The sequence below is a fragment of the Sphingomonas prati genome (genome assembly GCF_014643515.1).
GTDB lineage: Bacteria > Pseudomonadota > Alphaproteobacteria > Sphingomonadales > Sphingomonadaceae > Sphingomonas_R > Sphingomonas_R prati.
Genome location: NZ_BMJP01000005.1, coordinates 104681 through 128992 on the forward strand (window position 1 = coordinate 104681; position 24312 = coordinate 128992).

The following is a 24312-nucleotide window of genomic DNA, read 5'->3' on the forward strand; positions in this document are numbered from 1 at the left end:
TTGGTTCTTATAAAGCGACTGGTCCGAATTGGACCAGATTTACCCCCGGCAGCATAATCAATTTACCCCCGACCAGTTCGGCGGCCGTCGTCTTGGCAATCATGAGCGCTAGCGCGCGCTTGCCGTAGTGGCGCACCATCGCGGCAGACATGCCGAGCATCGCGCCGACTTCACTGTCGTTCTTGCCGGTCTCCAGCAGGTAGCAGCACGCGTTCTTGCGCAGGCCGTGGAACACAAACGTGTCCCCCTCCCCGATCATCTCGCGCGCGGTCAGATCGGCCAGCACTTCCTTGACCGGCTTCATCTCCATCAGGTCGCGGATCCTGCTCTGAACCGCGCCAGTCGTGCCGAACGGTTTCCCGAACCGATCGTAGAGCAGCGTCACCGCCTTGCGCGGCTGTGCGGCGAGCTCCGCGGTCCAGAACGGGTGCATCGGCACCGAGACGTGAACGTTCGTCTTCGCCTGCGTGAGCGACATCACGCCGTCCTCGATCCAGCCGTACTGCATGCGGATCACATCGGAGTTGCGCTGCCCGGAACACAGGCCGGCAACAAGCAGCATCCGCGTGATCGGCGTGGCAACCTCCAGACAGACGCGAAGCAAGTCGGCGGGCCACGGTTCGTACTCACCGATTCTCAGCGCCTTTATGCCGCTCGCAGGATTATCACCGCGCCAGTCGTGCTTCGCTGCGTAGGCCATCAGCACGCGGAACACCGTTAGCCAGTTGTTCGCCTTGCCCGGTGTCTCGGCGAACTTGTCTCGCATGCGGTAAATATGAGCTGGCCGAACGCCCGTCACCGATCGAGCGCCATGGTCGGCCTCGATAAGGTCCAGATAGCGGCGGTAGTTCGCGCGGGTCGTGGCGCTGGGGACCTCGCCGAACTCGGACCCGCTGCGATACGCCACGACCAGAGCTCCGATGCTGCCCGGTGCCGGCGTCGCACGGGTCGGCGCGCTGCTAGTGGGTGTCGATAGGCGCTGGTATTCCTGTTCGAAGTTGGGGGCGTCGATCGCGGGCAGCCGCATGTGGTGATCCTTGCCGTCGACCTTACGACGGAAATACAGATAGGGGCCGATCTATTTTACGTTACGGCGGTCCACTACACATCGTCCCATGAACTGTCTCTCGGCCCGGCTTCGCTCGCGTGTACGTGCTAGGGTGGGCCGAGACCGAACTGCGCGTCAACGATGGCGTCGAGCTGGCGTCATGCCCACAGGACGTTGCAGCCGTCCTTCACGCCGCGGTTGCCGTAGCGCGTGCGGAACGTGGATACCGACACGCCCATGTACATGGCGGCGACCTCGGCCGTCATACGTGCCGGCCAGTCCGGCATCGCCTGCAGGCGGGCGAGCGCGGTCACGTGGCTTCGAACCCTAGCGCCAGGCGCAGGCGAACATACTCGACGGTCGGCATGCGCGGCGGTTTCGCCTCGGCAACCCATCGGTACTTCAGACGCTGCGTGTCCCGCCGCGCGCGGCGGCCGGTGAGGACGTCACCGCGGCTGCCACACCGCGTTATAAAAATCGGCAACCTGGTTTGAGTCAGGAGCGGCGCAAGGCGCCAGCCTCGCGCCGTTCTGCATTTTGCGTTATCCAATAATCATGACTACGTCAATTACAGATAACTCAAAAAAGCGCGGCCGGGGTCGACCTTCGACTGGCGGTCCGATGAAGCTGATCGGCGTCCGCATGCCGGATGAAGAGATCGCGGCCATCGATACGTGGACCGCGCAGCAGGATCCTGCCCCGTCGCGACCGGAGGCGTTGCGAACGCTCGCTCGTACTGCGCTGTTAACAAGGTGATAAAGTACTGCAGTGGCAGCCGTTGCAAAACGGCGGTCTATCAGGGTGCTGAATCAGTTTCGGTTGCCTTATTCACCGACGATTAGACGATAACAACTGCTGTAGGAAAGTTCCTATCGGTCAAATGCGCGTCGATAATGACTGGCCCTTGCGACCTTAGAACAGCTTGCGCAGTGACACCGTCACGACACGGCCGCGCGGATCAAGCAGGTCAGGCTGGTAGCGATACGGCACTGCCCCGCTGGTGTCGCGAACCCGCTGACGCGCATCGGTCACGTTCGTGATCTCCAGTTTCAAGCCGAGACTCCGCGTCCAGTCCTGCTTCGGCAGGAAATGGTGGACGCTCAGCGTGAAGCCGGCGTTCGCCTTGCACAGCGGCGCGAAGCGCAGCGTCGACGCAGGCACCGCCCCGCGGACTCGCGCCCGGCCCGTGCAGTAGAAATCGAACGTGCCCCCGTTGCCCAGATAGTTGATCCCGCCATATCCGTAGCCCGCCAACTGCGGCGTGATGAGCCCCGACAGCGTATCGCCGGCCAGCAGGTCCAGCGTACCGGCCCCCGGCCTCAGCTGTACGCGGTCGGAAAACCGGATCGTCGGCCCCAGCCCACCGTAGAAGCTGGGCCGGTTGGGTGGCGGACCGCCGGGCGTCGCCGGTGGCCTGGCGCGACCGATCTGACCGGTAGCGCTCAACGTCATGTTCAGCGTCCGCTGCCGCTCGCGAAAGATGTTCGTCGGCCGAAACGCCACCGACGACAGCGCACCATTGGCATCGCGCACGAACAGGTCGGGTAGCCCCGCCTCGGTATCGGGCGTCAGTGCGTAGACCGTCTGGACGCCGTTCGCGATGCGGGTCGCCTCGTACGTCGCGCCGATCCGCAGCTCGCGACCTGCGAACGGCTTAATCGTCGCGCCGATCGACTGCACGCGGCGACGCTCGGCGACCAGATCCGGATTGCCGCCGACCAGCAGTGTGACCAGCGTCGACCGGCCGTTCGCGAAATCGAACAGCGACACCTGCGGCGCGCTCGACTGCGGCGTCGCAAGCTGGTCGAGCGTCGGCGCGGTGCCCGACCGCTTCAGCTGGACCAGGACCTGAACCGGCGGGACCGGCGACCAGTTGAGCCCCAGCGTCGCGTCCGCCAGTGTCCCGAACCGTCCGACCCGGCGCACCGTCCCCGACGCGTTGGCGGACAGCTCCCCCGCCCATGGCAGGAACGCCTCGCGCCGCGACGCCAGCGGCACGTCGACCGCCACCGCCCCCTCGATCCGGCCGCGCCCGAACGCCACCGCATAAGGATCGGCGCCGCGCGTCTCGCCCTCGGTCCGCGTCTGTTCGGTCTCGACCGTCCCGGTCACCGTCACCCGCCCGGCGGGCACGCGCAGCGGACGACCGGTCGCGACCAGCTTGGCCCCCGCCCCCTGCGTCGTCTGCACCGTCCGGTCGATCAGCCGATCGGCGACCAGTGCCGGCGCGAACGGCTGGAACGGATCGGCACCCGCCGCGATCGCCGCGTTCGCGGCCGCAACGTCGATCCCCTTGAAGATGACGCCGGCCCGGCGCTGCGTATCGACCGTCCCGGTCAAATCCCACTGCCACCCGCGCACCGCGCCACGCACCACCCCGCTCGCGTGCAACGTCGTCGTCTCGACCCGCTGGCGGAGCCGGGCCCCCTCGACCAGGTAACGCTGGAGCAGCACGTCGCTGCCAAACGGCGAGAAGGGATTGTCCGCCGGCACGAACAGCGTGGCGCCGGCCGGTCCGAACAAGGTGACGTCGCGGCTGTGGTCGGCGGTCACCGTCACCGAGCCCGACAGCTTGGGGCCGATCCGGTCGGCCAGCACCGCCTCGCCGTGGATCGTGTCGTTCGCCGGCACCAGCGACCGGAACGGCGTCAGGTCGAACAGCCGCGGCTGGTTCGGCGCAGCGGCGAACCCGGCCAGATCGGGCAGGCCGACCGGCACGGGCGCGATCGTCACGACCTGACCGGACAGCGCGGACAGGCTAGGATCGATCTCGCCGCCCGTAAGCCCGGTGACGTTGCCGCGTGCGTCGAACAGGACGTCGGGGTCCGGCCGGATGTTACGCCGCGACTGCAACAGATTGTCGGTGCGGCGCGCATCGAACGACAGCGTCAGACGGCGATCGTTCGCGAGCCGGGTCAAGTCCAGATGCGCGTTTTCGGTGGCGCCACCGCCGCGCGTCGTGGTCCCCCCGGCGGCCTTCAACGCAAGCTGCCGGAAACGGCGCTTGGTGATGAAGTTCACGACGCGCCGCGTCGGTGGGTAGCCATATTGCAGCGCCACCGGCTCGGGCAGGACATCGACGCGCTCGATCGCCTCGGGCGGCAGGTTGCCGATGTCCTGATAGCCCGACACACGCTGCGCATTGAGCAGGAAGATCGGTTCCTGCCCGTCTCCCGACTGCGTCACGGCGCGCAGCGGACGCAGCAGTTCGGAGATCGAGGTTGCGCCGCTTGCGGCGATCGCAGCCTCATCCAAAGTCGCTAGTGACTGGAGGCTGGTCTGAACGGTACCGCGCCGACCGATGACGACAACCTCGGATGCGCTGCGGTCAATGCCCGGCGCAGGTCCAGAAGACGCGTCTTTCGGAACCTGACAAGTGCCCATGGCAGCGGTCGTCAGCACGCCCGCCGTCAACGCCGCCCGCACGAATCCCAAGTTGCTTCGCACCAGCGTCCCCCGTTCGCGCTGGACAATGGCTAACCGCACTCTTGAACAAGGGCAATGAGACGCCGAAAGCTGCTGTATAACTGAAACATCCGCGGCGTCCCCGGGGCTGGAAAATCTCATAGCGGGCGAGGGACGCACTCACATGACGTCGAGGACATTGTAACCGATTTGACGGGCTGCGACGCGGACGGGCTGCCTGACCGGACGTTGATCACGGCGCGTGCATTGGCCACCTAAGTGCGGTTGTTACGGCGCCAACAAGGAAGCAATCAGAGCTACCTATCGCGCAAGCCGATCAAACCGCGTGGCCACTACGACGTCACCTAGCCGGATCTGGTCAATGGGCGGTTTAACTCGGGGCAATCGAGCCTGACGCCGGACACTTTCTCTTCGAACACTTGGCGGCAGCTGGCTTCGCTTAGGCGATGACGAGGCATCACGTGTGCTGTCACGCCTATGGGGCGGCCCATACTAAAGCGCGTAGCGGTCGGGCTGCATGGAACGCTCTTCTATGACAATGACCGTCGCCAACTCCCCACCTCCAAGCGGCAGGTTGATTGGGATGAACAATCGATTAATCCCGCACAGCGCGTGCTATTTGCTCGGCGTCGTAATTGAACGCTTCGCCCAATAGCGGACGTTCAGCTAACTGTGGCGATACGCTGAACAATCGCACTGGCAGCTTCGATCGGTGTAAGAGTTCCTGTATCGATCCGCAGCGCGGCCTCCGGCATCTGTCTCATGCAGGCGGTCATCGAAGGTCTAAGCTCACGAAGGATTTCCAACGAGCGCAGCTTGCCGAACTGCTCGCGCGAGGGGTTCACAAGCCGCCGCTCCTGCTCGATCTCGTCCAGATCAAGAGCTATGAACGTCACCTGTCCTCCTGCTCGTGCGACCAAGCGCAGAACGCTATCGGGGAAGTCCGTGGAAACACTCGGTTCGGGCGCGAACGTAAAGATTAGCGATTGCCCGGAAGACGCTGCGGCGGAGATCGTCTCTAACCAGAATTGCTCTCGCAGGCGCACAAACTCCGGTGAACCGAACGGGAACACCGCCGCGACCGCATCTACAATGAGATGATTGTGGAAAAGCGGTGCCCGGATCTGCTCGGCCACCAGTCGGCCGATCGTCAGCTTGCCGCTCGCAACAGGGCCGTAGATGAAAATCAAACGCATGCCGCTCGTTATGCCTCCAGCAGACTCTTCCACGTCATAGCGTGGCCGTCCGCTTCCCACCAAACCCGGACGTTCGGCACCGATGGCATACGAATGTCCGGTAACGCCCAATTGCGGACGTTCTAAACTGCTGGCATCGTAACAGCGTAGCCGCAGATTGCTGCTACGCTTTTATCATCGCGTCCGTTGCAAGCGAATCAAGGTGTGGGATCGACCTGTATGAAGTGGCGTTTCGACGGCCTGGGTTCTGCTTTGCGTACAACCGTGGGACGTAGGCAACACAGCATGATTCACGTCAGCGCGCGCAGAGGCGCGGCGTTGCATGGCCCATATCTGCCAATGCCCTCCGGCAAACTCCACGCGCGCATCTTGCTTGCGGCCGGCGGTTCCGGGAATGTGATGATGGAGATCACAGCTGATCTCGGCGCGACGCGCTTGGTCAACGCCATGGTCCGCATCGACGGGCAGCGCTCGATCGAGCAAGAGGTCGACCTTGGCGACAGTGTCGAGGGACTGGAAGTACGGCTGTTCTGTCGCGGAAAATGCGAGTTCACCATCTTGGGGGTAGAGCTCGACCTGACGAGGGAGCATCGATGGTCTCCGCCAGAACCTACCCGCCAGGTCGGCATCGAATCCGGGAAAAGCTACGCAACCAAGATCGCCGATGGATTTATCGACCGGTACCTCTCCGGGCCTGCGGTAATGGAGGTGGGCTATGTCGGCTACGATCACCAGACCGTGCCAATCGTGCCACAGGCAGTGGGCGTTGATATTGGATATCCGGGTTATGACGGCCAGCGTTTTCCGTTTGCGGACCAGAGCCTTGACGCAATCTACAGCAGCCATTGCTATGAACATATCCCCGACTATCGCGCGGTACTGAAGGACTGGTTCCGCTTGCTAAAGAATGGCGGATTTCTGATCATCGTTGTACCGCATCAGCATCTCTTCGAGCGCAAGCGTCAGATGCCGTCACGATGGAACCCGGATCACAAGCGTTTCTACACGCCGCGCTCGTTACTCGGAGAGATGGAGTCGGCGCTCGACGAGAACAGCTATCGGATACGGCATTTGGTCGAGAACGATGCCGGCTTTAACTATCGCCCCACGCCGCGCGAAACCGGATCGGGCTGTTACGAGATCGAGCTCGTCGTAGAACGCATCGTCCAGCCTCACTGGGTTCTCGATGATGGCGCTGTTCGCCCTTATCCGCCCGCGGACTTTCTTGTTTCGGCACGTCAGGAACGGCTGTCACCGTATGAGGTAAGATTAGATCTCGAAGAAATAGGCCATCTCGTTTGGGGGCCGTACAACACTCTGGTCGAAGGAAATTACGAAGCGCACTTCTTCTTCGACGGTGGGGCGGTTGAGGCGATCGATCTGGTCCTAGAGGTTGCCGAGGGAGGCCGACATATCGCGACTATCCACAGGCTGCTTCCCAATTTGGAGGATCGTCACCATGTTGTGGTGTCCTTTACCGCTAAGGGTGACGGCGCGTATTACGAATTTCGGGTACACAACCAAATAGTTCAGGCGAATATGTCAGTAATTTTCAGGGGGGTGGAGGTCCGACACATGGCTCAGGCTTAGTCATATCTAGCGCGTCAGTTCTCCAGTGATCCAAAGTCTGTTGAAGCCTCAATCCGCCGTCGACGCAAGCCGCGGATGCGTACCGAGATAGTATCTCGCACTATCATGTTGCGTTCTTGCGAATAATGACGCCGAACGAGTGCGGGCCTTCGTCACCCGGGTCCGCATACATGTTCAGCTGCGCAATCTCGTGCTTCCCGCCGACGACGGCGAGCGAGAGCTGCGCGAGGCGATTGCGATCGAACATGCCCGGTGCCAGTTGGGCCGACAGCTGGTCGCGTCCGATCTGCGCATTCAGCATGTGGACCGCCATGCCGCCCGACTTCAGATATTCGATCGAATCCTCGACCAGGTAGATGAGGTCAGTCGGGTTGGGCAGGACGTCGCACAGTCCCATCGACCAGAGGAAGTCGTAGTTGCGCATGACGGTGGGCGGGGGCAACGCGACCGGGCTTTCATACTCGTCCGGTGTGGCCGCGTCGTCGGTTGGCTTCTGCGTCGGCGCGGCGGCGGCGAGTGCCTCGGCGGATGCGGTGTTGCAGCCGAGCCCGTCCAACGCCTTGGCTATGGCATCATAATCCCGCCCGAAGCCAAGGCCCGATCCGCCGGAATCTATGACCCCGAACGCCCTTAGCACCTGCAGAACGAACACGCGCTCCCATTGGAACTGGTCGGCTGGATCGCTTAATCCCAGCACGCGCTGCCATTCGCGGAATACCGGTTCTCGCAATTGGGCGGCGGTGCAGGCCTGCGACATCGGCCGAGCCAGTTTTGCGGGCCGAACGGCCACCAGGGTCGCGACGTCGCGCATGCCTTTGGCCTGATAGTCGTTCCGCTCGGACGCGGTCGCGCGCTGAAGCGTCCGGCCGGAATAGTTTCGGCATCTGACGGTCAGCGATCGGCCGACCGCTTCGGACGGCGACACCGTCCGCGCCAGGATGGCGTAGCGGAAGCCCTCCTTCACCTCGAACGCGATCGACGCCGTGCCCCCGCTCGCGGCCAGCGTTCGAAGCGAAAAATCGTCTTTCCCTGCCAGTGTGAGCGCTTCGGTCCGGATTTTCCATGGCATGCACCAACACCATCATGCGGTCCTTGCGCGACCGGAGTCCGGTAAAGATCAGGTCCGCCTCGACACGGCCGGGCGTGAAATCGACATAGTATGTGTGGAAGATGGTGAACGGGTCGGCCGGTTCCTCGTCGCGGTTCAAGCCGCGCACCGCGCTGACCGCGTTGCCAGAAAGCCGAACGGATCCAAGTCAACCTCGCTGACCGGTTATCCGGCGTTGTCGGTCGTCTCACTGGCCGTCGTCATGGTGTATCAAACCCGTTGCCTGGCGTCGTCGCGTCGTCGCGCCACCCGCAACGGCTTGGCCGTGTGCGACACTCTCTATCCGCGTCGGACCGGTTAAGCCATCCCGCGCCGCCGCCTGCACCGCCGTCCGGCGCCGCGTTGGGAGGCTTGGTGGTCCATTACGGTTCGTTGCGATCAGAGCAGGTCCGTCACCGCGGGGAAGCCCGCGCGACGGCCAGATCACTGTCAGTTCCCTCGGTCGATGTCAGCGAAAGCGGCGTTGCTTGCTAAACAGGGCCGTCATTTGCCATAGTCGTCGTTGCCGGCGATCGGAGTCGATGACTTCGGCGCTTAAGCTGATCGAGGCCAGTGTACGGCCCGCCCGAAGCAGCCAAGCAACTCCAACTCGGCCGATCGACAATCTATCGAGAACTCGCGTTGGTTCTAACCGATGCACTTGATACGCCAGCGCTGGAGAAAACGGCATGAAGCGATATTTGTTGGGAGCTCCGATTGAAGCGAGTGCCCCGGCGCATTCTCACCGAGCGATAGTCACGTTGAAGTATGTCGTCGCCATCGGCAGCTTCATCCTTGCAGCCGGGTGCCGAGACGAGCCGCCCGAAGCGGCCTCTCAGAACATTGAGTATCGAGTAAAACAGCACATGGCAGCAGCCGGCCGTTGGTGCGGAGTTCGCGACTGGCACACGCTATTTTCTGCTCACGTCGTCAACGAAAGGGTTCGCTTGGTGTTGCGCACACCACCTCCTGCGGGACAGCCCAGTCCCCGAGCGAACGACATGAGATGCATCCTCAATACCTTTGGCACCATGACAGCCACCAACGACAATTTCGAGTTCCCCGTCTCCTCGTTGCGATCTGTGATCAAGCCACAGCGCATCGACTGAACTGCACCCTTACTCCAACCCGTCGTTGTTGGCTGACAGCCTCTTCCGCAACACGCTGACACCGACTTCGAGAACTGACATGCAGTCTACCTGGCACCATGACACTGTCGCAAAAGTGGTGATATTTGAGACGTCCGAGACTCAGGACATTCGCGACAGAGACAGGCCGAGCTGCGAAAGCGGAATGTCCGCAAACGACCTACACCTAGACGTTCAAGCGGGAAATTCGAGCTCCCGACAACAGCCATTCGTTCAGCGCGACCTCTCCCGTTGCTCCGTCTCCGACACGCCATTTTCGGGAAAGAGCAATCGAGAACAGCTTTTGGGAAAGCAGGCTTCCCGGACGGCTCTCGGTGCGATAGCCCGGACAACTATCCCGCTATGGGTTCGTTTCAGGGAAGCGTTTGGTAACTGCGGCGGTGACGACGCAGGGCATTGAAGTCCTGCGTCACCAGCGCCACACGCCGCGCTTCGGAAACGGAGATCTCCACCTTCAGGAGTGCGCTCCCGACACCGTCGCGATAAAGGCGCGCAGGTCGGCCAGCATCAATTCCGGCTCTTCCAGCGCGGCGAAATGCCCACCCCGCGGCATATCGGTCCAATGCACGATGTTAAAGGTCTTCTCCGCGAACGAGCGCGGCGGCGGCAAGAAGACCGGATCGGGGAAGGCCGCAAAACCGGTCGGCACCTCGATGCGGGTGCCGGCCGGAAGCGTCAGCGAATCCTCAAGCCGAGTGCCGTAGTAGATCCAGGTTCCAGTCACGAACGATGTCGGCGCGATGTAGAGCATGATGTTGGTGAGGAGTTCCTCCTCGGAAAACTTGCTCCAGATGTCGGGGTCGCCACCGGCGGTTGTCGGAAGGTCGGCCCACTTGCCGAACTTTTCGAGTATCCAGCCCGCCGCTCCGATCGGGCTGTCGGCCATCGCGACGCCAAGCGTCTGCGGACGGGTTGCCTGCTCGTGAAAGTAGGCGCTCTCCCAATCGGCAATCGCGGCCCGCTTGGCAGCGAAAGACTTCTCCTCTTCGGTCGTCGGAGCGGCATCCCTCGCACACACGGTCATCATGTTGATATGGATGCCGAGCAAAGCGTTCGGTCGATCATGCGCTGCCCAGGCCGCGATGCCGTGGCCCCAATCGCCCCCTTGAACGAAATACCGCGCGTCGCCGAACAGTTGCATCATCAGCCCATGTACGAGGGCAGCAGCCCGCCGCATCCCAATCGGGCGCGCGATCGGGTTGGAGAACGCGAAGCCAGGAAGCGAGGGGACAATAACATCGTGCCCGTCCGCCGCGAGCGGCTCCAAAAGCCGCCCGAACTCGAGATACGAGCCCGGCCAGCCGTGGAGAAGCAGGACGGGCGGCTTGGAGCCGTCGCCTTTCACATGAATGAAGTGGAGGTGCTCGGCATCCACGTCGGCGGTGAAGTTGGGCAGCGCGTTGAGGCGCCGTTCGATCGCACGCCAGTCGTAGCTGTCCCGCCAATAAGCGGCGAGTCGCTTGAGGTCATCAACCCCGACCCCCGCCGACCAGCCTCTCGCATCCGGCAGCTGGCTCCAGTCATAAGCCTCGACCTTGGCTCTGATCGTGGCGAGCCGTTCGTCAGGGATGTTGATCGTGTACGGTGAAATCATGATGTTCTCCGCTTAAGCTGGGATGCGGTTCGATGGAGAGGGCGTCCACTAATTTGCTATCCAGATTGTCGATGGATGTTCGGAGAGCCGACGCCCGCTCGGCATACTGCCCGGTGCGTCGCCAAGGTTGAAATCGAACCCTTTACCTGTTGTCATCCAGCGAATGGATACTAGAAACCTCAATCTTGGCCTGCTGGTCACGCTCGAAGCCCTACTCGAAGAAGGAAACGTTACGCGTGCCGCCCGGCGCTTGAACCTGAGCCAACCCGCCTTGTCGGCCCGGCTGGCGCGGCTTCGCGATGAACTTGGCGACCCCCTCCTCATTCCGGCACAGCGTGGGATGGTCCTCACCCAGCGCGCTGTCGAACTTCGGCAACCGTTGCATGACGCGCTGGAGGGTGTCCGCAGGGTTGTGGCGGATGGAATGCCGTTTGACCCGGGAACCATGGAGGCCACTTTGGTGATCGCCGCGAGCGACTATATGCAGTATGCGCTGCTTGCCCGCTTCTCAGTCGCGCTCAGGACCGAGGCTCCCAAGGTTCGCATCGCCTGGCGTGCCCTCGACGTGCTGGCGCTCTCCTCTCAGTTGGAGCGCGGCGAGGTTGACCTAGGCCTGGCAATTCCGGACCATGCACCGGCAGCCATGCGTCAACGCCAGCTCTTTCGTGATGATTATGCGGTGATCGCCCGGCAGGGACACCCGGCCGTGCAAGGCCGTCTCAGCCTAGATGTGTTTTGCGCTTTGGAGCACGTTGTCGTGTCTCTCAAGGGCGGCGGGTTCTCAGGGCCTGCCGATGCAGCCCTTGAGGCCGTCGGGCGCCGCCGCACAGTAGCCCTGTCTACGTCGGGCTTTTTGATCGTGCCAGAGGTCGTGTCGCGGTCCGACATGATCGCTTTGATCCCGCGGCGGATCGCCGATGGCTGGTTGGATCAGGTGCAGGTGGTGGAACCGCCACTCACAATCCCTGGCTTTACTATCGCGAGTGTTTGGCACGACCGGACTACAAACCATCCGGCAAAACGCTGGCTGCGTGAACGGCTGACGACATTGGCCACCGAAACGTAATACCGACTGATCTGAAGGCTTCGCACGACGTGTGCCGAAACGCCCTACCTATCGGAAAAGCCGACCGGGGTCAGCCAACAACGGCTATGCGCGCGCACCGACCCACGCGCGGCGCGCACAGCACCGCGATGATCTGCTCCTCGCTGAACCTGCTCTTCTTCACGTACATCTCCTCACGAAGGCGGCCTCTAGCTCGAACCGGCGGAGTTACAGGGGGAGTACGTCACCGGACGGCGAGCAAACGGGAGCTATGCGAGTTCACTCACCCGAAAGCGGCAGGTCCGCAAACTTCCTGAACCCGGTCATTCCGATTTTACCATCGTCTTCGGGAAAGACGGTAACGCGCTATGTCGGCTATTGCCATCGGCGTTTCCGTAAGCGGACGGTCCGCAATCCACCACGATGCGACATTCGTAGTCGGAGAAGCGGACGCTTGAACCGGCCGTTCCGCTAAGGCTGACAAGGCGAAACGCACTCTCAACTGCCGCCCATTTAAACTTGTCGTTCGCTTATCCTGCGGCGGCAGCCGTGCCACATTCGGGTTAAGATCTCGGCATGTCTGGTGCGGCTGGGCGTCACTCGTCGGCGCGTCTCCCGCGGGCGGTCACAGGGATCAGCGCGTACGTCACGGCCTTACTTCGTGTTGAGTCACCGGAGGATCGTGGGTGTTAGTCTCGTGCGGTTTCTACTGCGAGCCTCGTCGCCCCGATCGCCAAGCACCCGGACACCGTACATGGCGATATTGTAGCGCTTCAAGCGAAGCAGCCGCTCGATTAAATCGTCGCCAAGTGCCGCAAACCGCCGCTTGAGTTGGTGAAGCGCACTGCTGATCGTGTGGCCGAGTTCATCGTCCACCGTCCAGACTTCGGCATCGAAATTGTTAATCGCCAGCAGATCGCGTTCGAGCGCAGCGGCGATCGGTTCCGAGCCGAGGCCGGCAGCGGCAGTCCAGATCCGCATCCTGTCCAAAGGGGCGAGATCGGCCCGATCGGACCAATCTTCGAGCAATTCGATCCACGGCGCGATGCCCGCGTGCGGCGGCGCCAACCGGACGGCGCCGCCAAAGCCCCGGTCCATCTCGAACACGTTGCGCAGCCCTGTAGTCACGGAATTTGCAATCCACGGTCCACGTGGTTGATAAGGATGATCAATAATCAGACGAATGAATCGTTATGGTTGGGGAACAATAACCCTTGCAGATCGTCGACAACTGTTCAACAGTTACCAAAATGCATGATCTTAATCAAGACGCACAGAAAATAGAATTGGAGCCAACGGCGTTAAATAAGTAACCTTTATATTTTGCAAACGTAGGCTCGTTCAGCAACGCGGTTTACTAAACGAGAAATTATTAAACGACAGGATTTTGTATGGCTTGGGTTAGATTGAAACTTGTTAGCGAAGACCGCGAGTATACTTTTAATCTCACGCAGGTTCTCTGGTGGGAGGGATACGGAGACGAGTGCGAGATTACGCTCAATGGAACTGGACCGATACGGGTGCGTGTTTCACACTATGAGATGGAATTACTTACAAACTCTTTGCCGCGCACCGTCGGCGACTGAATTTGGGAACCGAGCAGATGCGAACGCGGACAATCGCGATTGGGCCCGTGCAACAATCGGCCCGCGTGTCACCACTGGAAGGCAAGTGGGCATCGATCGAGGTGATCCCAACGACCCAAGCTGATGCTGGAAGCCGATGCGGTTGCCGTCGTCGCGATAACTCTCAGCGTGAAGGCCGTTCGCAAGTAAGATGACGTGGCGGGCACTCGCTACGTGAAAAACAGTAACATATCGGGAGGCTGTGTCGAATATGATGCTAGTTCCATTTACCAGTAGTCCTGCGGGGATTAGAACGTCGCCCACTTTGATACCGTGACCACTGGTTACTCGAAGGTCTTCGAATGGAGAATCATCGGAGAAGGCATGCGCTCGAATTATTACTGGCTGGTTCGAGGGTCCGACAACCATCGTTCCCCAACCAAGCCAACTGACCGAATGCTCAGTCCCAGATATTGTCACCAGCCGATCACCAATAACAAGGTCCTCAACCGGAATGTTACCCCTGTCAGTGCTGATTAGCGATCCAGACACAAAACACAGCGGGCTTCTCTCGTCATAGCTGAAGTGCGAGTCATATATGGTTGTAACTGTAAGTTCAGGGCCAGTATTTGATATGGCGTACAAGTCTGCGCCAGTATAGTATATGTTACCGCTTATTTCCCGGAACTCACCTTGCCCAACAGGCCGGAAAAACAATTGCTGGCTATTCTCTGAAGCTCCGACAAATTGATATGTTGAACCTGCCAATGTAAAAACACCAGTTTGTATATCGATCGGCACTATCTGTCCGCCTGACAAGCTTGACGGCTCGAGACTGATCGGTCCACCCCGATATTCTACGACACCATTGTTATCGTAAGATCCAGATTGACTGTAGACATACTGATCTCGTTGACTGTCACCAGCAACATGAAACAAATAGTCACTTTGAATTGTCTTGCCTGCAAGATCCGCGAAATATTCTTCGTATTGAGCCACTGCCAAAATCCTCACCGCGATTTCTCAGGCACTCGATATGCCCTGAACCGGAATATTGCTAGCCGGCTGGTCAAGTGATGCGCGTTTTCGCGCCGAGATACGTGCCGAGTGTCAGGCGCGCCCCATGTTCCGTTCAGGTTCTTGACCATCGCCTCCGCCTCAGCCGGAGCACGTTGCTGCTGTCTGCGCGGTAACAGTGAAATAGGAAAGGTTGGGCGGCTGCGTCACCGATAACCGGAATTTCCCATTCTACACTCTCGCGGACACAGCGCTGTTGAAGGTATGGATCGATAGTCCTCTAGAAACGCCCAAGTTTCAGCGTAAGATGGGACCAAAAATTTTACCCCCGTCGCTTTAACTCATTGATGCGCATAGCCTCGCTCCTCGTGTTCTGCGGGGTAAACTACATTGATGTTGCTCAACAATATAGGTCCACGGCGAAAACACGGGTTCGATTCCCGTTGGGGTCACCAATTCTGATTGTGTAGCGAACTCGGCTGAAAAATTGCGCTCGCCGGGATTTTGCGCGCTGCCCAGTTCACAAGCGGTAGACGTCAATAGATGACTCAGGTTTCAGTGTTGAACTCAAAGAAATTGATCTTTAGCGCGTTCGTGACCTTCTTGAGCCAGTTAGTCACGCCCCCGAAGCCAAGCTACCAAGCGTTGACTTCGGAGCCAGCCCGATACGACATCCGTTGGTCACGTTAATCACTTGCGGACAGCTTCAGTTCGAAGCTGGCTCCTCCAGATCGCGCAAGCTACGCCCACGGGTTTCTCGCCCAGCACGGGCAATAAGCGCCGCTGACAAACCCATCGGCACGATCAGCGCGACCGCCGCGCCGCCAAGCGTCGGAATCAGTCCAGCGAACGCGCCGAGCTGAACAGCGACGCCGCCGAACTTGCTGCTGGCTGCAATAAGACCCGTTGCCCGGCCGCGGACGGCCAATGCATAGTTTTCGGCCGCATACGGCAGCAACACCGCGATCAGCCCGTTCGTACCCACCACCAGCAGCGCGATCACCGCCACCAGCAACGGAGGCCATGCCAGCGTCTGTGCCGGCAACAGCGCGCCGACAAGGCCGGTCAGCGTCAGCAGCACAGTACCGATCAGCGTGCCCTTGCTGCTCCACCTGCTGTAGAGAAACGCGGCAACCATGATCGTGGGCAGCGCGACGAGCGCGGAACTTGCGATGATTCCGCTGGCGATCTCCGCACTGAAGCCTCGGTCCTGCAGATCTGTCGGCAGCCAGAGCAGCAGGCCAAAATTGACGAAGCTCCAAGACAGCGCTGTGACCACCAACGCCGCGGTCAGCGCTCGCTGGCGATCCAATTCCGGAACTCCACTCGAAGCGACGGTGGACCGTGCGCTCCGCACAATTCCGAACCGTCGCGTCATGTCGGCAAGCTCAGCGTGCATCCCCCGTTCCAGGAGGAACCGTGGCGACTCCGGAATCCAGCGCGCCAACGCCAGCAGCAGAAGACCGGTCGGAAATCCCTGGAGCCACAGACTGCGCCACCCGAACAGCGGTTCGAACACATGCGCCGCACCGCTGGCCGCCAAATAGCCGCCGACCAGTCCCGTACCACCCACGAGGACCAGTACCCAGCTGCGATGCCGTGGTGGCATGACCTCGGCGAGCAGGGTGTAGACCACCGGCAACATGCCACCCGCCGAACATCCCATCAGGAAACACATGACGAGGTTCCAGCCGTAAGACGGCATGGCGCCGCAAATCGACGTGGAAACGAACAGGATGGTCGACAGCAGAATCGAGACACGCCGCCCGTAAATGTCGGCAAGCCAGCCCCACAAAAACGACCCGACGGTCGTGCCCGTCAGCGCCACGAACGGCAGAAGGGCGGCCATTGATTTCGCCATGCCATACTCGCCGCGCATGCCGGGCAGTACAAATCCCAGCGTCGCTGGTTTCATTGTGTCGATGATCAGCCCCAGCGTCAGGACCAGAAGGACGGCCGCGTGCGACCGGCTCAACGGCGTGTCGTCGGGCGCCTCGAACGTCGCGCCGGCGCTTGCGGCGTGCGCTGGACGCTGCCTGGGCAGCGCGCCGACGATCGCGGCCGGCACCCCCAAGCCGATCAACGCCATGCCCAGATACATCCACCCATCCATCGGCATGCCCGAAAGATGGTTGCCCATCTCGTGCGCCATAGCGAGCATTGGCAGATGTAACAGCACGCCTGCGCTGATCGCGGCACAACCAGCCCAGAAGAGCGGCCATCGCTCTCCGACTACCGAACTGCGCACATTTTGTGCCTGTCCCATTATGCCCCCCCTGCCGCCGAGCCATTCAGTTGCAAATCTCGTGCGGTCGCCAAAATCTGCATCCCCGATGGACACTAACGACAACAGCGTCAAACAAAGCCGACCGGTCTGGCCCGTGCCAAAGGCGACTCCGCTCGCCGACGCAATCGGGGCCGGCGGCGAGCCAACCCGACGAGGTCCTCCCATATAGTAGCTGACCATGTTGGTCTTATAGTAAAACGGATAGCAATGGCGGCGCTGCGCCCTATTGTTCCGCAAAGAGAAACGGGCGAGGACTAACCCCGCGTCTTTCGACCCGAGCAACCGTGATCGGGATCGAGGCCAGTCGACGGACGCTCCGAAGAACGGCGTCGCGGGAGGGGAAAACTTCGCCAGTGTGTGGAATTAAACCTTCTTCAAAGGTCAAATGCTCGACAAGATTGAACACAACCAGCGTTCGATCCGCTTTGCGAACCTGTTCGGTGTGAACCACTCGGCAATCATATTGCCGTACCGTTCGTTCCACATTCTGTTGACGACAGCCACCGAAAATGGTGTCGAAAGGCGCGAGGAACGACGAGCCCAATGACGCGGGCTAGCGGGGCGATGCGTTCTTATGCTTTCCGAGACTGGCGAGCGGAAGTCGTTTCATCAGGTTCAGCCTCTATTTCATGCCGCCGCCGCCGGAGCCGGAGCCGGAGCCCAAATCGTTCAAACCAAACGGGATCGTCAAAAATTCTCGGCTGTGCGACAAGCTTACTTTGAACACCGTAGGAGTAATTTGGGTATGGAGCAGCGTCCATTCGGTTCGACCGGCGCCACGGTATCGCCGATCGGCTTCGGGGCTTGGGCCATTGGCGGCAATTGGGGCGACGTGAGCGACGACGCTGCCCACGCGACGCTGAACGCAGCGCTCGATGCTGGCATGACGTTCATCGACACCGCCGACGTTTACGGCGACGGCCGGTCCGAGCGGCTGATCCGCGCTGTCCTTGACACGCGGGACGGACCGCGCCCGTTCATCGCCACCAAGTTGGGGCGCCGCCTCTCCCCGCATGTCGCCGACGGCTACACCGCCGACAACCTTGCCGCATTCGTCGATCGCAGCCGCGAGAATCTCGGCGTCGATACACTTGATCTCGTCCAGCTCCACTGTCCGCCGACCGAAATCTACTATCGTCCCGAGGTGTTCGCGGCACTCGACAGACTGGTCGACTCCGGCAGCATCGCGCACTACGGCGTGTCGGTGGAAAAGGTCGAGGAAGGGCTGAAGGCGATCGAATATCCCGGCGTCGCCTCCGTTCAGATCATCTACAACATGTTTCGCCAGCGTCCGGCCTCCTTGTTCCTTGCCGAAGCACGGCGGCGTGGAGTCGCCGTCATCGCGCGAGTCCCGCTGGCGAGCGGGTTGCTCACCGGCAAGATGAGCGCCGATACCCATTTCGCGGCCGACGATCACCGTGCCTTTAATCGCCACGGGGAGGCATTCGACGTCGGCGAGACCTTCGCCGGCGTGCCCTACGACATCGCCCTGGACGCGGTGGACGCGCTTCGCGCGCTCCTGCCCGGCGATGTGCCAATGGCAACGGTCGCATTGCGGTGGATCATGATGAACGGAGCGATCTCGGTCGTCATTCCCGGCGCCAGAAGCCCCGAACAGGCAACCGCGAACGCCGCTGCGGCTGACCTCGATCCGCTCCCCCCGGTCCTCATGGCCGCAGTCAAAACAATCTATGACGAGCGCATCGCGCCGCACGTGCATCAACGCTGGTGAGCATCACGAGACGCGAACGTCCTCCACTTCGATGACCGACCTCGACCCAGCTCCGAACGTTCGCGAACTCATCACACCCCATCACCATCAATCGATGCACCGCGCCCTGCTTCCGCTCGTCCTGTCACTCCTTGCCGGCTGCGCCACGGCTGGCGCGGTCGAAGGGCCGGTTCGGATCGGCCGGACCGCCCATGTCGGCGGACCGCGCGTCCGGGTCGATCGGATCATAGAGGACAGCCGCTGCCCGGTCGACACACAGTGCGTCTGGGCCGGCCGCCTTATCGTACGGGCGACCGTGCTGGGCGGCACCTCGTCCAGACAGGTCGATCTCACGCTCGGCGAGCCCGTGGCGATCGCGGACGGCAAGCTCACGCTTGTCGCCGCAGTCCCGGACCGGAGCACCGGTCAGCGGGCGAACGCGCAGTACCGCTTCGCCTTTGACTTCCAGGGTGGCTTGTAACGGCCCGCGACGCTAGCAGAACCGCGCATGCAACCGCGTCGGTGCGCTAAGGGTACTGGACCGACGAACATGACCAGGAGGAACGGCACGATGCGCTCGATGGGATCTCTGGCTGTTGCGGCGTTCGCGCTCGCCGGATGCACGACCGCCGGATCGGTGTCCGCGCCCACAACGCCCGCCAGAGCCCAACCGCGGATCCAGGCCATCACCTACGCGACGACATCCTGCCATGGCTTCTGCCCGGTCTACTCGCTGACCATCGCCGCGACTGGCGCCGGCACGTTCACCGGCACCCGAAACACCGCCGTCACCGGCGAACGCCGCTTCACGGCGACGCCGGCACAGACCGCGGCGTTCTTCACCCGCCTGCAACCCTTCCTACCGACGGGCGAGCTGCTGCTGAACGGGCCTGAAGCCTGCAAAAGCTACGCGACTGACCTGCCATCGGCCGACGTGACGTGGAGCGGCGCGGACGGGTCCGGCCGTCTCGTCTTCGATTATGGCTGCGACCGCGACAAACACCGGTCGCTGGCCGACGCGCTGCGTGCCGCGCCGACGATGCTGCCGATCGCCGATTTGATCGGCAACCGTTGATCTTGCGACGGCAACCGCCGACATATCGAGTGTCCCGAGCACTGGCGACGACATGCGGAAGGTAAACGATCATGATCGAAGCGACCCGGGCCGAGACCCTGACGTCCCGCCAACGCCCCCAAGGTGCCCGCGACATGACCGGAGTCGCAAATCCTGAGCGCTCAGCGCAGACCGGCGACGCCTTCGACACCAAGTTCACGGGCGGGGGCATCGCGGTGCCGGTCGATCACCGCCCCATCGACACTTCGGCGGCGGGGTAAGCGGCGATGACAGAACCCAGCGTCCGCTTCGAGCCCGGCGAGTGGTATTGGGTCGCCGAACGCGAGAGCGTGGGCTTCACCGGAACCACGAACCTGGGTGTCGTCGAGTTCCTCATCACTAACGAGGCGCTGACCCAGCTTCACGATCCCGACCTCGACATGCTCGATCACGAAACCGCGCTCGAAGTGTTCGCGGACTTCGAAGGCCACATCCACCGCATCGCCCAGCGCGAGTTCGTCAAACGTCTCGGCGGCGAGCCGCCAATCCTGCTGACCACCTCGGACGTCGAGGGCTGAGGACGCTGGGCCGGCGTGCGTCGCATCTTCTTGCCGTTGTAACCGTCGTAGCTGTTCGCCAGCCATTGAACGATCCCAACCGACGACCATCTGCTGCGGCAAGACATTCTGGCGCGGAGCAGACATCATGAAGACCAGCGGCAACACCATCCTCATGACGGGAGGCGGCAGCGGCATCGGCGAAGCGCTCGCCCACCGCTTCCACGACCGCGGCGACACCGTCATCATCGTCGGCCGCCGCCAGGACGCGCTCGACCGCGCCGCGGCGGGACGCGAGCGCATCCACACCGCGATCCTTGACGTCGTGGACATCGCGGCGGTGGCCGCATTCGCGAAACAGGTCGTCGCCGACTTCCCGTCGCTCAACGTGCTCTTCAATAACGCTGGGATCATGAAGTTCGAGGACCTGACCACGGCGCGCGATCTTGCGGACGCGGAGGCGACGCTGTCGATCAACATCACCGGCCCGATCCGGCTGACGAACGCGCTTATCGATCACCTGACCCGCCAGGCCGACGCCGCGATCGTCACCGTCACCTCCGGCCTCGCCTACGTCCCGCTGATCGCAGCGCCGACCTATTCGGCAAGCAAGGCCGCCATCCATTCCTACACCGTCTCGCTGCGAACGCAGCTTGCCGGCAAGGTTGAGGTGATCGAACTGGTACCACCCGGCGTCCAGACCGACCTCACTCCGGGCCAGGCGAACCGGCCCGGCTACATGCCGCTCGACGCCTTCGCCGACGCGGTCGCGTCCCAGTTCGCGCAGCAGCCAACCCCCTGCGAAATCCTGGTTGACGAGGTCCAGTTCCTCCGCAAGGCCGAGCGGGAGGGCCGCTTCGACGAGACGCTCAAGACACTGACGAAACGTGCCGCCGCCCAACGCGCCGCGGGCGACCGCCAATAAGTATGCCGGTCGGGACTACCAAGCTGCGTGGCCCGACGACCCTAACCGGGAACAATGGTGCGGCCATCTGAGGACGTACTCGCCGCGCTGAACTGCCCACTGCCCCGCAACCCGCAACCCGCAACCCGCAACCCGCAACCCGCAACCCGCAACCCGCAACCCGCAACCCGCAAGAGAACAGTCGGCGGCGGCCAACCCTACCCCCCGACGCTTTCGGACGCGCCGGGGCTGAGCAGGCGGGCATCGTTCGGATAGGGTCGCGGCGTATGCTGCACCGTCACCCACTGGTCGGTGGTGAAGGCATCGACCGCCCAGCGCCCATTGAACCGCCCGATCCCGCTGTTCTTCTCGCCACCGAACGGGCTGAACGGCAGGTCGTTGACCGGCTGGTCGTTGACATGCGCCATCCCCGCCTCGATCGACCGCGCGAACCGGACGCCGCGTTCCAGATCCCTGGTGAACACCGCGGACGACAGCCCGTAATCGGTGTCGTTGGCGATCCGCAGCGCGTCGCCCTCGTCCGCCGCGCGGATCACCGGCGCCAGCGGCCCGAAGATCTCGTGCCGGTACAGCGCACCCTCGGGATCGACGTCGGCGAACACATGCGGCGGCAGGACCAGTCCCTGCGCCTCGCCGCCCGCGACCTGCCGGTATCCGGCATCGCGCGCCTTGCCGATCGCGCCCTGCACGCTTTCCAACTGCGCGCGGTTGATGATCGGGCCGATGAAGGTTTCGGGATCGTCCGGACCGTTCATCTTCAGCGCCTTCACCGCCGCCGCGAAACGATCGACGAACTCGTCGTAGATCGGTGCTTCGACGATCAGCCGGTTGGCGATCATGCAGATCTGCCCCTGGTGCAGGAACTTGCCGAACACCGCGGCCCCCACCGCCAGGTCGAGATCGGCATCGGCCAGCACGACCAGCGGACTGTCGCCACCCAGTTCCAGCTCCAGCCGCTTGATGATGTCGGCCTCATACGCGATCCGGCCAAGATTGCGCCCGACCGGCGTCGATCCGGTGAACGAGATGACGCGCGGCACCGCATGCTTGACGAACGCGTCGCCGATCTCGCTGCCCGGCCCCGGGATCACGTTCAGGATGCCCGGCGGCAGGCCGGCTTCCTCGAACATCTTGGCGAACAGCAGCCCCCCCGTGATCGGCGTGTCGGACGCGGGTTTCAGCACCACCGCATTGCCGACCGCCATCGCCGGGGCCAGCGACCGCCCGGACAACTGGAACGGCCAGTTCCACGGCGAAATCACGCCGACCACGCCGACCGGCTTGCGGTACACCCGGCTTTCCTTGCCGGGCGTGTCGTTCGGCAGGATCCGCCCCTCGACCATATACGGCAGCGACGCGGCCTCGAGCATCACGCCCTGGACCGACTTGCACTCCAGCGCACCCTTCAGCATCGTGCCGCCGGCCTCCCGCACGATCCAGCCGATGATCTCGTCGCGCCGCTCGTCCATGATCTGCGCGACCCTGGCAAAGACCTGCGCCCGTTCGGACGGCAGCTTGGCCGCCCATGCGGGCTGCGCCTTGCGGGCGGCTTCGTAGGCTGCGTTCAGGTCGTCGATATCGGCCTGCGGCGCCTCGCCGAACGGCTGCTCGGTCCACGGGCTGACATTGGGTTTCGGCTTGCTGCCGCCCGCCTTCCAGCGGCCGTCGATGAACAGCTTGTCGAAATCCTGATACGGTGCCGAAGCGGCCATGATGGTTCCTCGATGATGGGTGTTGGGCAGAGCGCGCGCGGCTGACCGGCGGAACGGATCGACCACCGATCCGCCCTGCCGGCCGGCCGGACTAGGCCGCCTCGGTCATTTCGTGGCGCAGGCTGTCGATATCGATGACGTAGCGATAGCGGACATCGCCGGTCTTCACCTTCTTGAACGCCTCGTTGATCTCCTGGATCGGGATCACCTGCACGTCGGGGGCGATCCCGTGTTCGGCACAGAAATCGAGCACTTCCTGCGTCTCCGCGATCGACCCGATCAGCGAGCCGGCAAGCTGGTTGCGGTGCATCACCATCACCATGTTGTTGTATCCCGCCATCGGCACCAGTGCGCCCACTGCGCAGAAGGTCGCGTCACGCTTCAGCAGCGGCACGAACGAGTCGACCTCGTGCTTCTCCGGTACCGTGGACAGGATGAAGTCGAAGCTGTTGGCCAGCGCTGCATAGGCCGCCTTGTCGCCCTCGACGACGCCCTTGGCACCCAGCTTCTCGGCGTCCGCCACCTTTTCCTTCGTGGTGGTGAACACCGTCACCCTGGCGCCCATCGCCAGCGCAAGCTTCACGCCCATGTCGCCCAGCCCGCCGAAGCCCACGACACCGACATGGTGGCCGGCCTTCACGCCCCAATGCTTCAGCGGGGAATAGGTCGTCACCCCCGCACACAGGATCGGCGCGGCCGCCTCGATCGGCAGCGCCGCGGGCACCTTCAGCACGAAATCCTCGCGCACGACGATCGCGTTGGAATAGCCGCCGAACGTATTGTCGCGGCCGTACATGTTCGTGCCGTCGGCGGCCTGCGCCTTGGGCTTCATCGGACCGTTATAGGTCGCCAGCCAGCCGTTCGGGCCCTCGCAATATTGCTCGATACCGGCCACGCAGGACGCGCACGTGCCGCAGCTGTCGATCATGCACCCCACGCCGACCAGGTCGCCCACCTTGTGCCGCGTGACCGCGTCGCCCAGCGCGGTCACGCGGCCGACGACCTCGTGACCCGGCATGCACGGATAGACCGTATTGCCCCAATCATTCTCGCACTGATGGACGTCGGAATGGCAGACGCCGGTGAACAGCACCTCGATCGCCACCTCGTTCGCCTTGGGGTCGTCGCGTTCGATCTCCATCGGCTTCAGCCGGGTGAAGGAATGGGCCGCCGCGTAACCGAGTGCCTTGGTCATTGGGATACTCCTAGAATTGAATTGATCCGGCCGGTGCCGTGCCGTCCGAACCGTAGAGATGTCAGGTGCGAGACTTCGGGAGCGACCCGCACCCGCCCCATGTTCCGCGCGACACGCTCAAGCGTGCGCTACGGACCATGAAATTCGAAGTAAAA

At 62.4% G+C, this 24312-nt stretch carries 22 protein-coding genes; 11 read left to right on the forward strand and 11 right to left on the reverse strand.

What is annotated here, in order from left to right; translation table 11 throughout:
• Window positions 1–7: 7 nt before the first annotated feature.
• Complete coding sequence (locus IEX50_RS14460; protein WP_229674069.1) at window positions 8–1027, reverse strand: tyrosine-type recombinase/integrase; 1020 nt, start codon at window positions 1025–1027, stop codon at window positions 8–10.
• A 179-nt stretch (window positions 1028–1206) separates the two neighbouring features.
• Window positions 1207–1362, reverse strand: a complete 156-nt coding sequence (locus IEX50_RS14465; protein WP_157177041.1) for a hypothetical protein — start codon at window positions 1360–1362, stop codon at window positions 1207–1209.
• Between the two features lie 307 nt (window positions 1363–1669).
• Here IEX50_RS14465 and IEX50_RS17540 point away from each other — a divergent pair, with 307 nt between their 5' ends.
• Window positions 1670–1804: a ribbon-helix-helix domain-containing protein gene (locus IEX50_RS17540; RefSeq protein WP_221237646.1), complete on the forward strand. Its 135-nt coding sequence runs from the start codon at window positions 1670–1672 to the stop codon at window positions 1802–1804.
• A gap of 156 nt (window positions 1805–1960) precedes the next feature.
• Here the strand turns inward: IEX50_RS17540 and IEX50_RS14470 are convergent, their stop codons facing one another.
• Window positions 1961–4303, reverse strand: coding sequence for a TonB-dependent receptor (locus IEX50_RS14470; RefSeq protein ID WP_157177040.1), 2343 nt, complete (start codon window positions 4301–4303; stop codon window positions 1961–1963).
• Between the two features lie 833 nt (window positions 4304–5136).
• A complete protein-coding gene (locus IEX50_RS14475; RefSeq protein ID WP_157177039.1) occupies window positions 5137–5670 on the reverse strand; it encodes a shikimate kinase in 534 nt (177 codons plus the stop codon).
• 285 nt (window positions 5671–5955) lie between these two features.
• Between IEX50_RS14475 and IEX50_RS14480 the strand changes: the two genes are divergently transcribed.
• A complete protein-coding gene (locus IEX50_RS14480) occupies window positions 5956–7260 on the forward strand; it encodes a methyltransferase domain-containing protein (protein ID WP_157177038.1) in 1305 nt (434 codons plus the stop codon).
• 103 nt (window positions 7261–7363) lie between these two features.
• Here IEX50_RS14480 and IEX50_RS14485 read toward each other — a convergent pair whose 3' ends face one another.
• Window positions 7364–8329 (reverse strand): hypothetical protein, encoded by a 966-nt coding sequence (locus IEX50_RS14485; protein WP_157177037.1) that lies wholly within the window; start codon window positions 8327–8329, stop codon window positions 7364–7366.
• Between IEX50_RS14485 and IEX50_RS14490 the strand changes: the two genes are divergently transcribed.
• Entirely contained in the window at window positions 8328–8669 is a 342-nt protein-coding gene (locus IEX50_RS14490) for a hypothetical protein (protein ID WP_157177036.1), read from the forward strand. The genes IEX50_RS14485 and IEX50_RS14490 overlap by 2 nt on opposite strands.
• 367 nt (window positions 8670–9036) lie before the next feature.
• Complete coding sequence (locus tag IEX50_RS14495; RefSeq protein WP_157177035.1) at window positions 9037–9456, forward strand: hypothetical protein; 420 nt, start codon at window positions 9037–9039, stop codon at window positions 9454–9456.
• 493 nt (window positions 9457–9949) lie between these two features.
• On the opposite strand, the gene IEX50_RS14500 is transcribed toward IEX50_RS14495, so the two are convergent.
• Window positions 9950–11089 (reverse strand): epoxide hydrolase family protein, encoded by a 1140-nt coding sequence (locus tag IEX50_RS14500; protein ID WP_157177034.1) that lies wholly within the window; start codon window positions 11087–11089, stop codon window positions 9950–9952.
• A gap of 163 nt (window positions 11090–11252) precedes the next feature.
• Between IEX50_RS14500 and IEX50_RS14505 the strand changes: the two genes are divergently transcribed.
• Window positions 11253–12155, forward strand: coding sequence for a LysR family transcriptional regulator (locus tag IEX50_RS14505; RefSeq protein WP_157177033.1), 903 nt, complete (start codon window positions 11253–11255; stop codon window positions 12153–12155).
• A gap of 648 nt (window positions 12156–12803) precedes the next feature.
• Here the strand turns inward: IEX50_RS14505 and IEX50_RS14510 are convergent.
• The 3 genes from IEX50_RS14510 to IEX50_RS14520 form a co-directional block, all read right to left on the reverse strand.
• Window positions 12804–13241 (reverse strand): hypothetical protein, encoded by a 438-nt coding sequence (locus tag IEX50_RS14510; RefSeq protein WP_157177032.1) that lies wholly within the window; start codon window positions 13239–13241, stop codon window positions 12804–12806.
• Window positions 13242–13681: 440 nt separating this feature from the next.
• Window positions 13682–14713 (reverse strand): Hint domain-containing protein, encoded by a 1032-nt coding sequence (locus IEX50_RS17810; RefSeq protein ID WP_157177031.1) that lies wholly within the window; start codon window positions 14711–14713, stop codon window positions 13682–13684.
• A 709-nt stretch (window positions 14714–15422) separates the two neighbouring features.
• Window positions 15423–16982: an MFS transporter gene (locus IEX50_RS14520; RefSeq protein WP_157177030.1), complete on the reverse strand. Its 1560-nt coding sequence runs from the start codon at window positions 16980–16982 to the stop codon at window positions 15423–15425.
• Window positions 16983–17577: 595 nt separating this feature from the next.
• Here IEX50_RS14520 and IEX50_RS14525 point away from each other — a divergent pair.
• The 6 genes from IEX50_RS14525 (at window position 17578) to IEX50_RS14545 (ending at window position 21250) form a co-directional block, all read left to right on the forward strand.
• The gene (locus IEX50_RS14525) at window positions 17578–18735 is read left to right on the forward strand and encodes an aldo/keto reductase (protein ID WP_198350682.1); all 1158 of its coding nucleotides are present in this window, start codon (window positions 17578–17580) and stop codon (window positions 18733–18735) included.
• Window positions 18736–18829: 94 nt separating this feature from the next.
• Entirely contained in the window at window positions 18830–19195 is a 366-nt protein-coding gene (locus IEX50_RS17545) for a hypothetical protein (protein ID WP_198350681.1), read from the forward strand.
• Window positions 19196–19264: 69 nt separating this feature from the next.
• A complete protein-coding gene (locus IEX50_RS14535) occupies window positions 19265–19789 on the forward strand; it encodes a DUF6438 domain-containing protein (protein ID WP_188699499.1) in 525 nt (174 codons plus the stop codon).
• Window positions 19790–19923: 134 nt separating this feature from the next.
• Window positions 19924–20049 (forward strand): hypothetical protein, encoded by a 126-nt coding sequence (locus tag IEX50_RS17690; RefSeq protein ID WP_260161226.1) that lies wholly within the window; start codon window positions 19924–19926, stop codon window positions 20047–20049.
• Between the two features lie 6 nt (window positions 20050–20055).
• Window positions 20056–20346, forward strand: a complete 291-nt coding sequence (locus tag IEX50_RS14540) for a DUF1488 family protein (protein WP_157177028.1) — start codon at window positions 20056–20058, stop codon at window positions 20344–20346.
• 127 nt (window positions 20347–20473) lie between these two features.
• A complete protein-coding gene (locus tag IEX50_RS14545) occupies window positions 20474–21250 on the forward strand; it encodes an SDR family oxidoreductase (protein ID WP_157177027.1) in 777 nt (258 codons plus the stop codon).
• Between the two features lie 197 nt (window positions 21251–21447).
• Here the strand turns inward: IEX50_RS14545 and IEX50_RS14550 are convergent, their stop codons facing one another.
• Both IEX50_RS14550 and IEX50_RS14555 read right to left on the reverse strand, forming a co-directional pair.
• A complete protein-coding gene (locus tag IEX50_RS14550) occupies window positions 21448–22962 on the reverse strand; it encodes an aldehyde dehydrogenase family protein (RefSeq protein ID WP_157177025.1) in 1515 nt (504 codons plus the stop codon).
• A gap of 91 nt (window positions 22963–23053) precedes the next feature.
• Window positions 23054–24157 carry an NAD(P)-dependent alcohol dehydrogenase gene (locus tag IEX50_RS14555; protein WP_157177024.1) on the reverse strand — a complete coding sequence of 368 codons (1104 nt, stop codon included), beginning with the start codon at window positions 24155–24157 and terminating at the stop codon, window positions 23054–23056.
• Window positions 24158–24312: the final 155 nt, after the last annotated feature.

Coding starts and splice junctions, on each gene's coding strand:
- IEX50_RS14500 (WP_157177034.1), bottom strand. CDS start 11,089: ATGATTTCACCGTACACGATCAACATCCCTGACGAACGGCTCGCCACG.
- IEX50_RS17545 (WP_198350681.1), top strand. CDS start 18,830: ATGCACCGCGCCCTGCTTCCGCTCGTCCTGTCACTCCTTGCCGGCTGC.
- IEX50_RS14555 (WP_157177024.1), bottom strand. CDS start 24,157: ATGACCAAGGCACTCGGTTACGCGGCGGCCCATTCCTTCACCCGGCTG.
- IEX50_RS14505 (WP_157177033.1), top strand. CDS start 11,253: ATGGATACTAGAAACCTCAATCTTGGCCTGCTGGTCACGCTCGAAGCC.
- IEX50_RS14540 (WP_157177028.1), top strand. CDS start 20,056: ATGACAGAACCCAGCGTCCGCTTCGAGCCCGGCGAGTGGTATTGGGTC.
- IEX50_RS14475 (WP_157177039.1), bottom strand. CDS start 5,670: ATGCGTTTGATTTTCATCTACGGCCCTGTTGCGAGCGGCAAGCTGACG.
- IEX50_RS14525 (WP_198350682.1), top strand. CDS start 17,578: ATGCTTTCCGAGACTGGCGAGCGGAAGTCGTTTCATCAGGTTCAGCCT.
- IEX50_RS14550 (WP_157177025.1), bottom strand. CDS start 22,962: ATGGCCGCTTCGGCACCGTATCAGGATTTCGACAAGCTGTTCATCGAC.
- IEX50_RS14545 (WP_157177027.1), top strand. CDS start 20,474: ATGAAGACCAGCGGCAACACCATCCTCATGACGGGAGGCGGCAGCGGC.
- IEX50_RS14535 (WP_188699499.1), top strand. CDS start 19,265: ATGACCAGGAGGAACGGCACGATGCGCTCGATGGGATCTCTGGCTGTT.
- IEX50_RS14490 (WP_157177036.1), top strand. CDS start 8,328: ATGCACCAACACCATCATGCGGTCCTTGCGCGACCGGAGTCCGGTAAA.
- IEX50_RS14460 (WP_229674069.1), bottom strand. CDS start 1,027: ATGCGGCTGCCCGCGATCGACGCCCCCAACTTCGAACAGGAATACCAG.
- IEX50_RS17540 (WP_221237646.1), top strand. CDS start 1,670: ATGAAGCTGATCGGCGTCCGCATGCCGGATGAAGAGATCGCGGCCATC.
- IEX50_RS14520 (WP_157177030.1), bottom strand. CDS start 16,982: ATGGGACAGGCACAAAATGTGCGCAGTTCGGTAGTCGGAGAGCGATGG.
- IEX50_RS14480 (WP_157177038.1), top strand. CDS start 5,956: ATGATTCACGTCAGCGCGCGCAGAGGCGCGGCGTTGCATGGCCCATAT.
- IEX50_RS14485 (WP_157177037.1), bottom strand. CDS start 8,329: ATGCCATGGAAAATCCGGACCGAAGCGCTCACACTGGCAGGGAAAGAC.
- IEX50_RS14495 (WP_157177035.1), top strand. CDS start 9,037: ATGAAGCGATATTTGTTGGGAGCTCCGATTGAAGCGAGTGCCCCGGCG.
- IEX50_RS17690 (WP_260161226.1), top strand. CDS start 19,924: ATGACCGGAGTCGCAAATCCTGAGCGCTCAGCGCAGACCGGCGACGCC.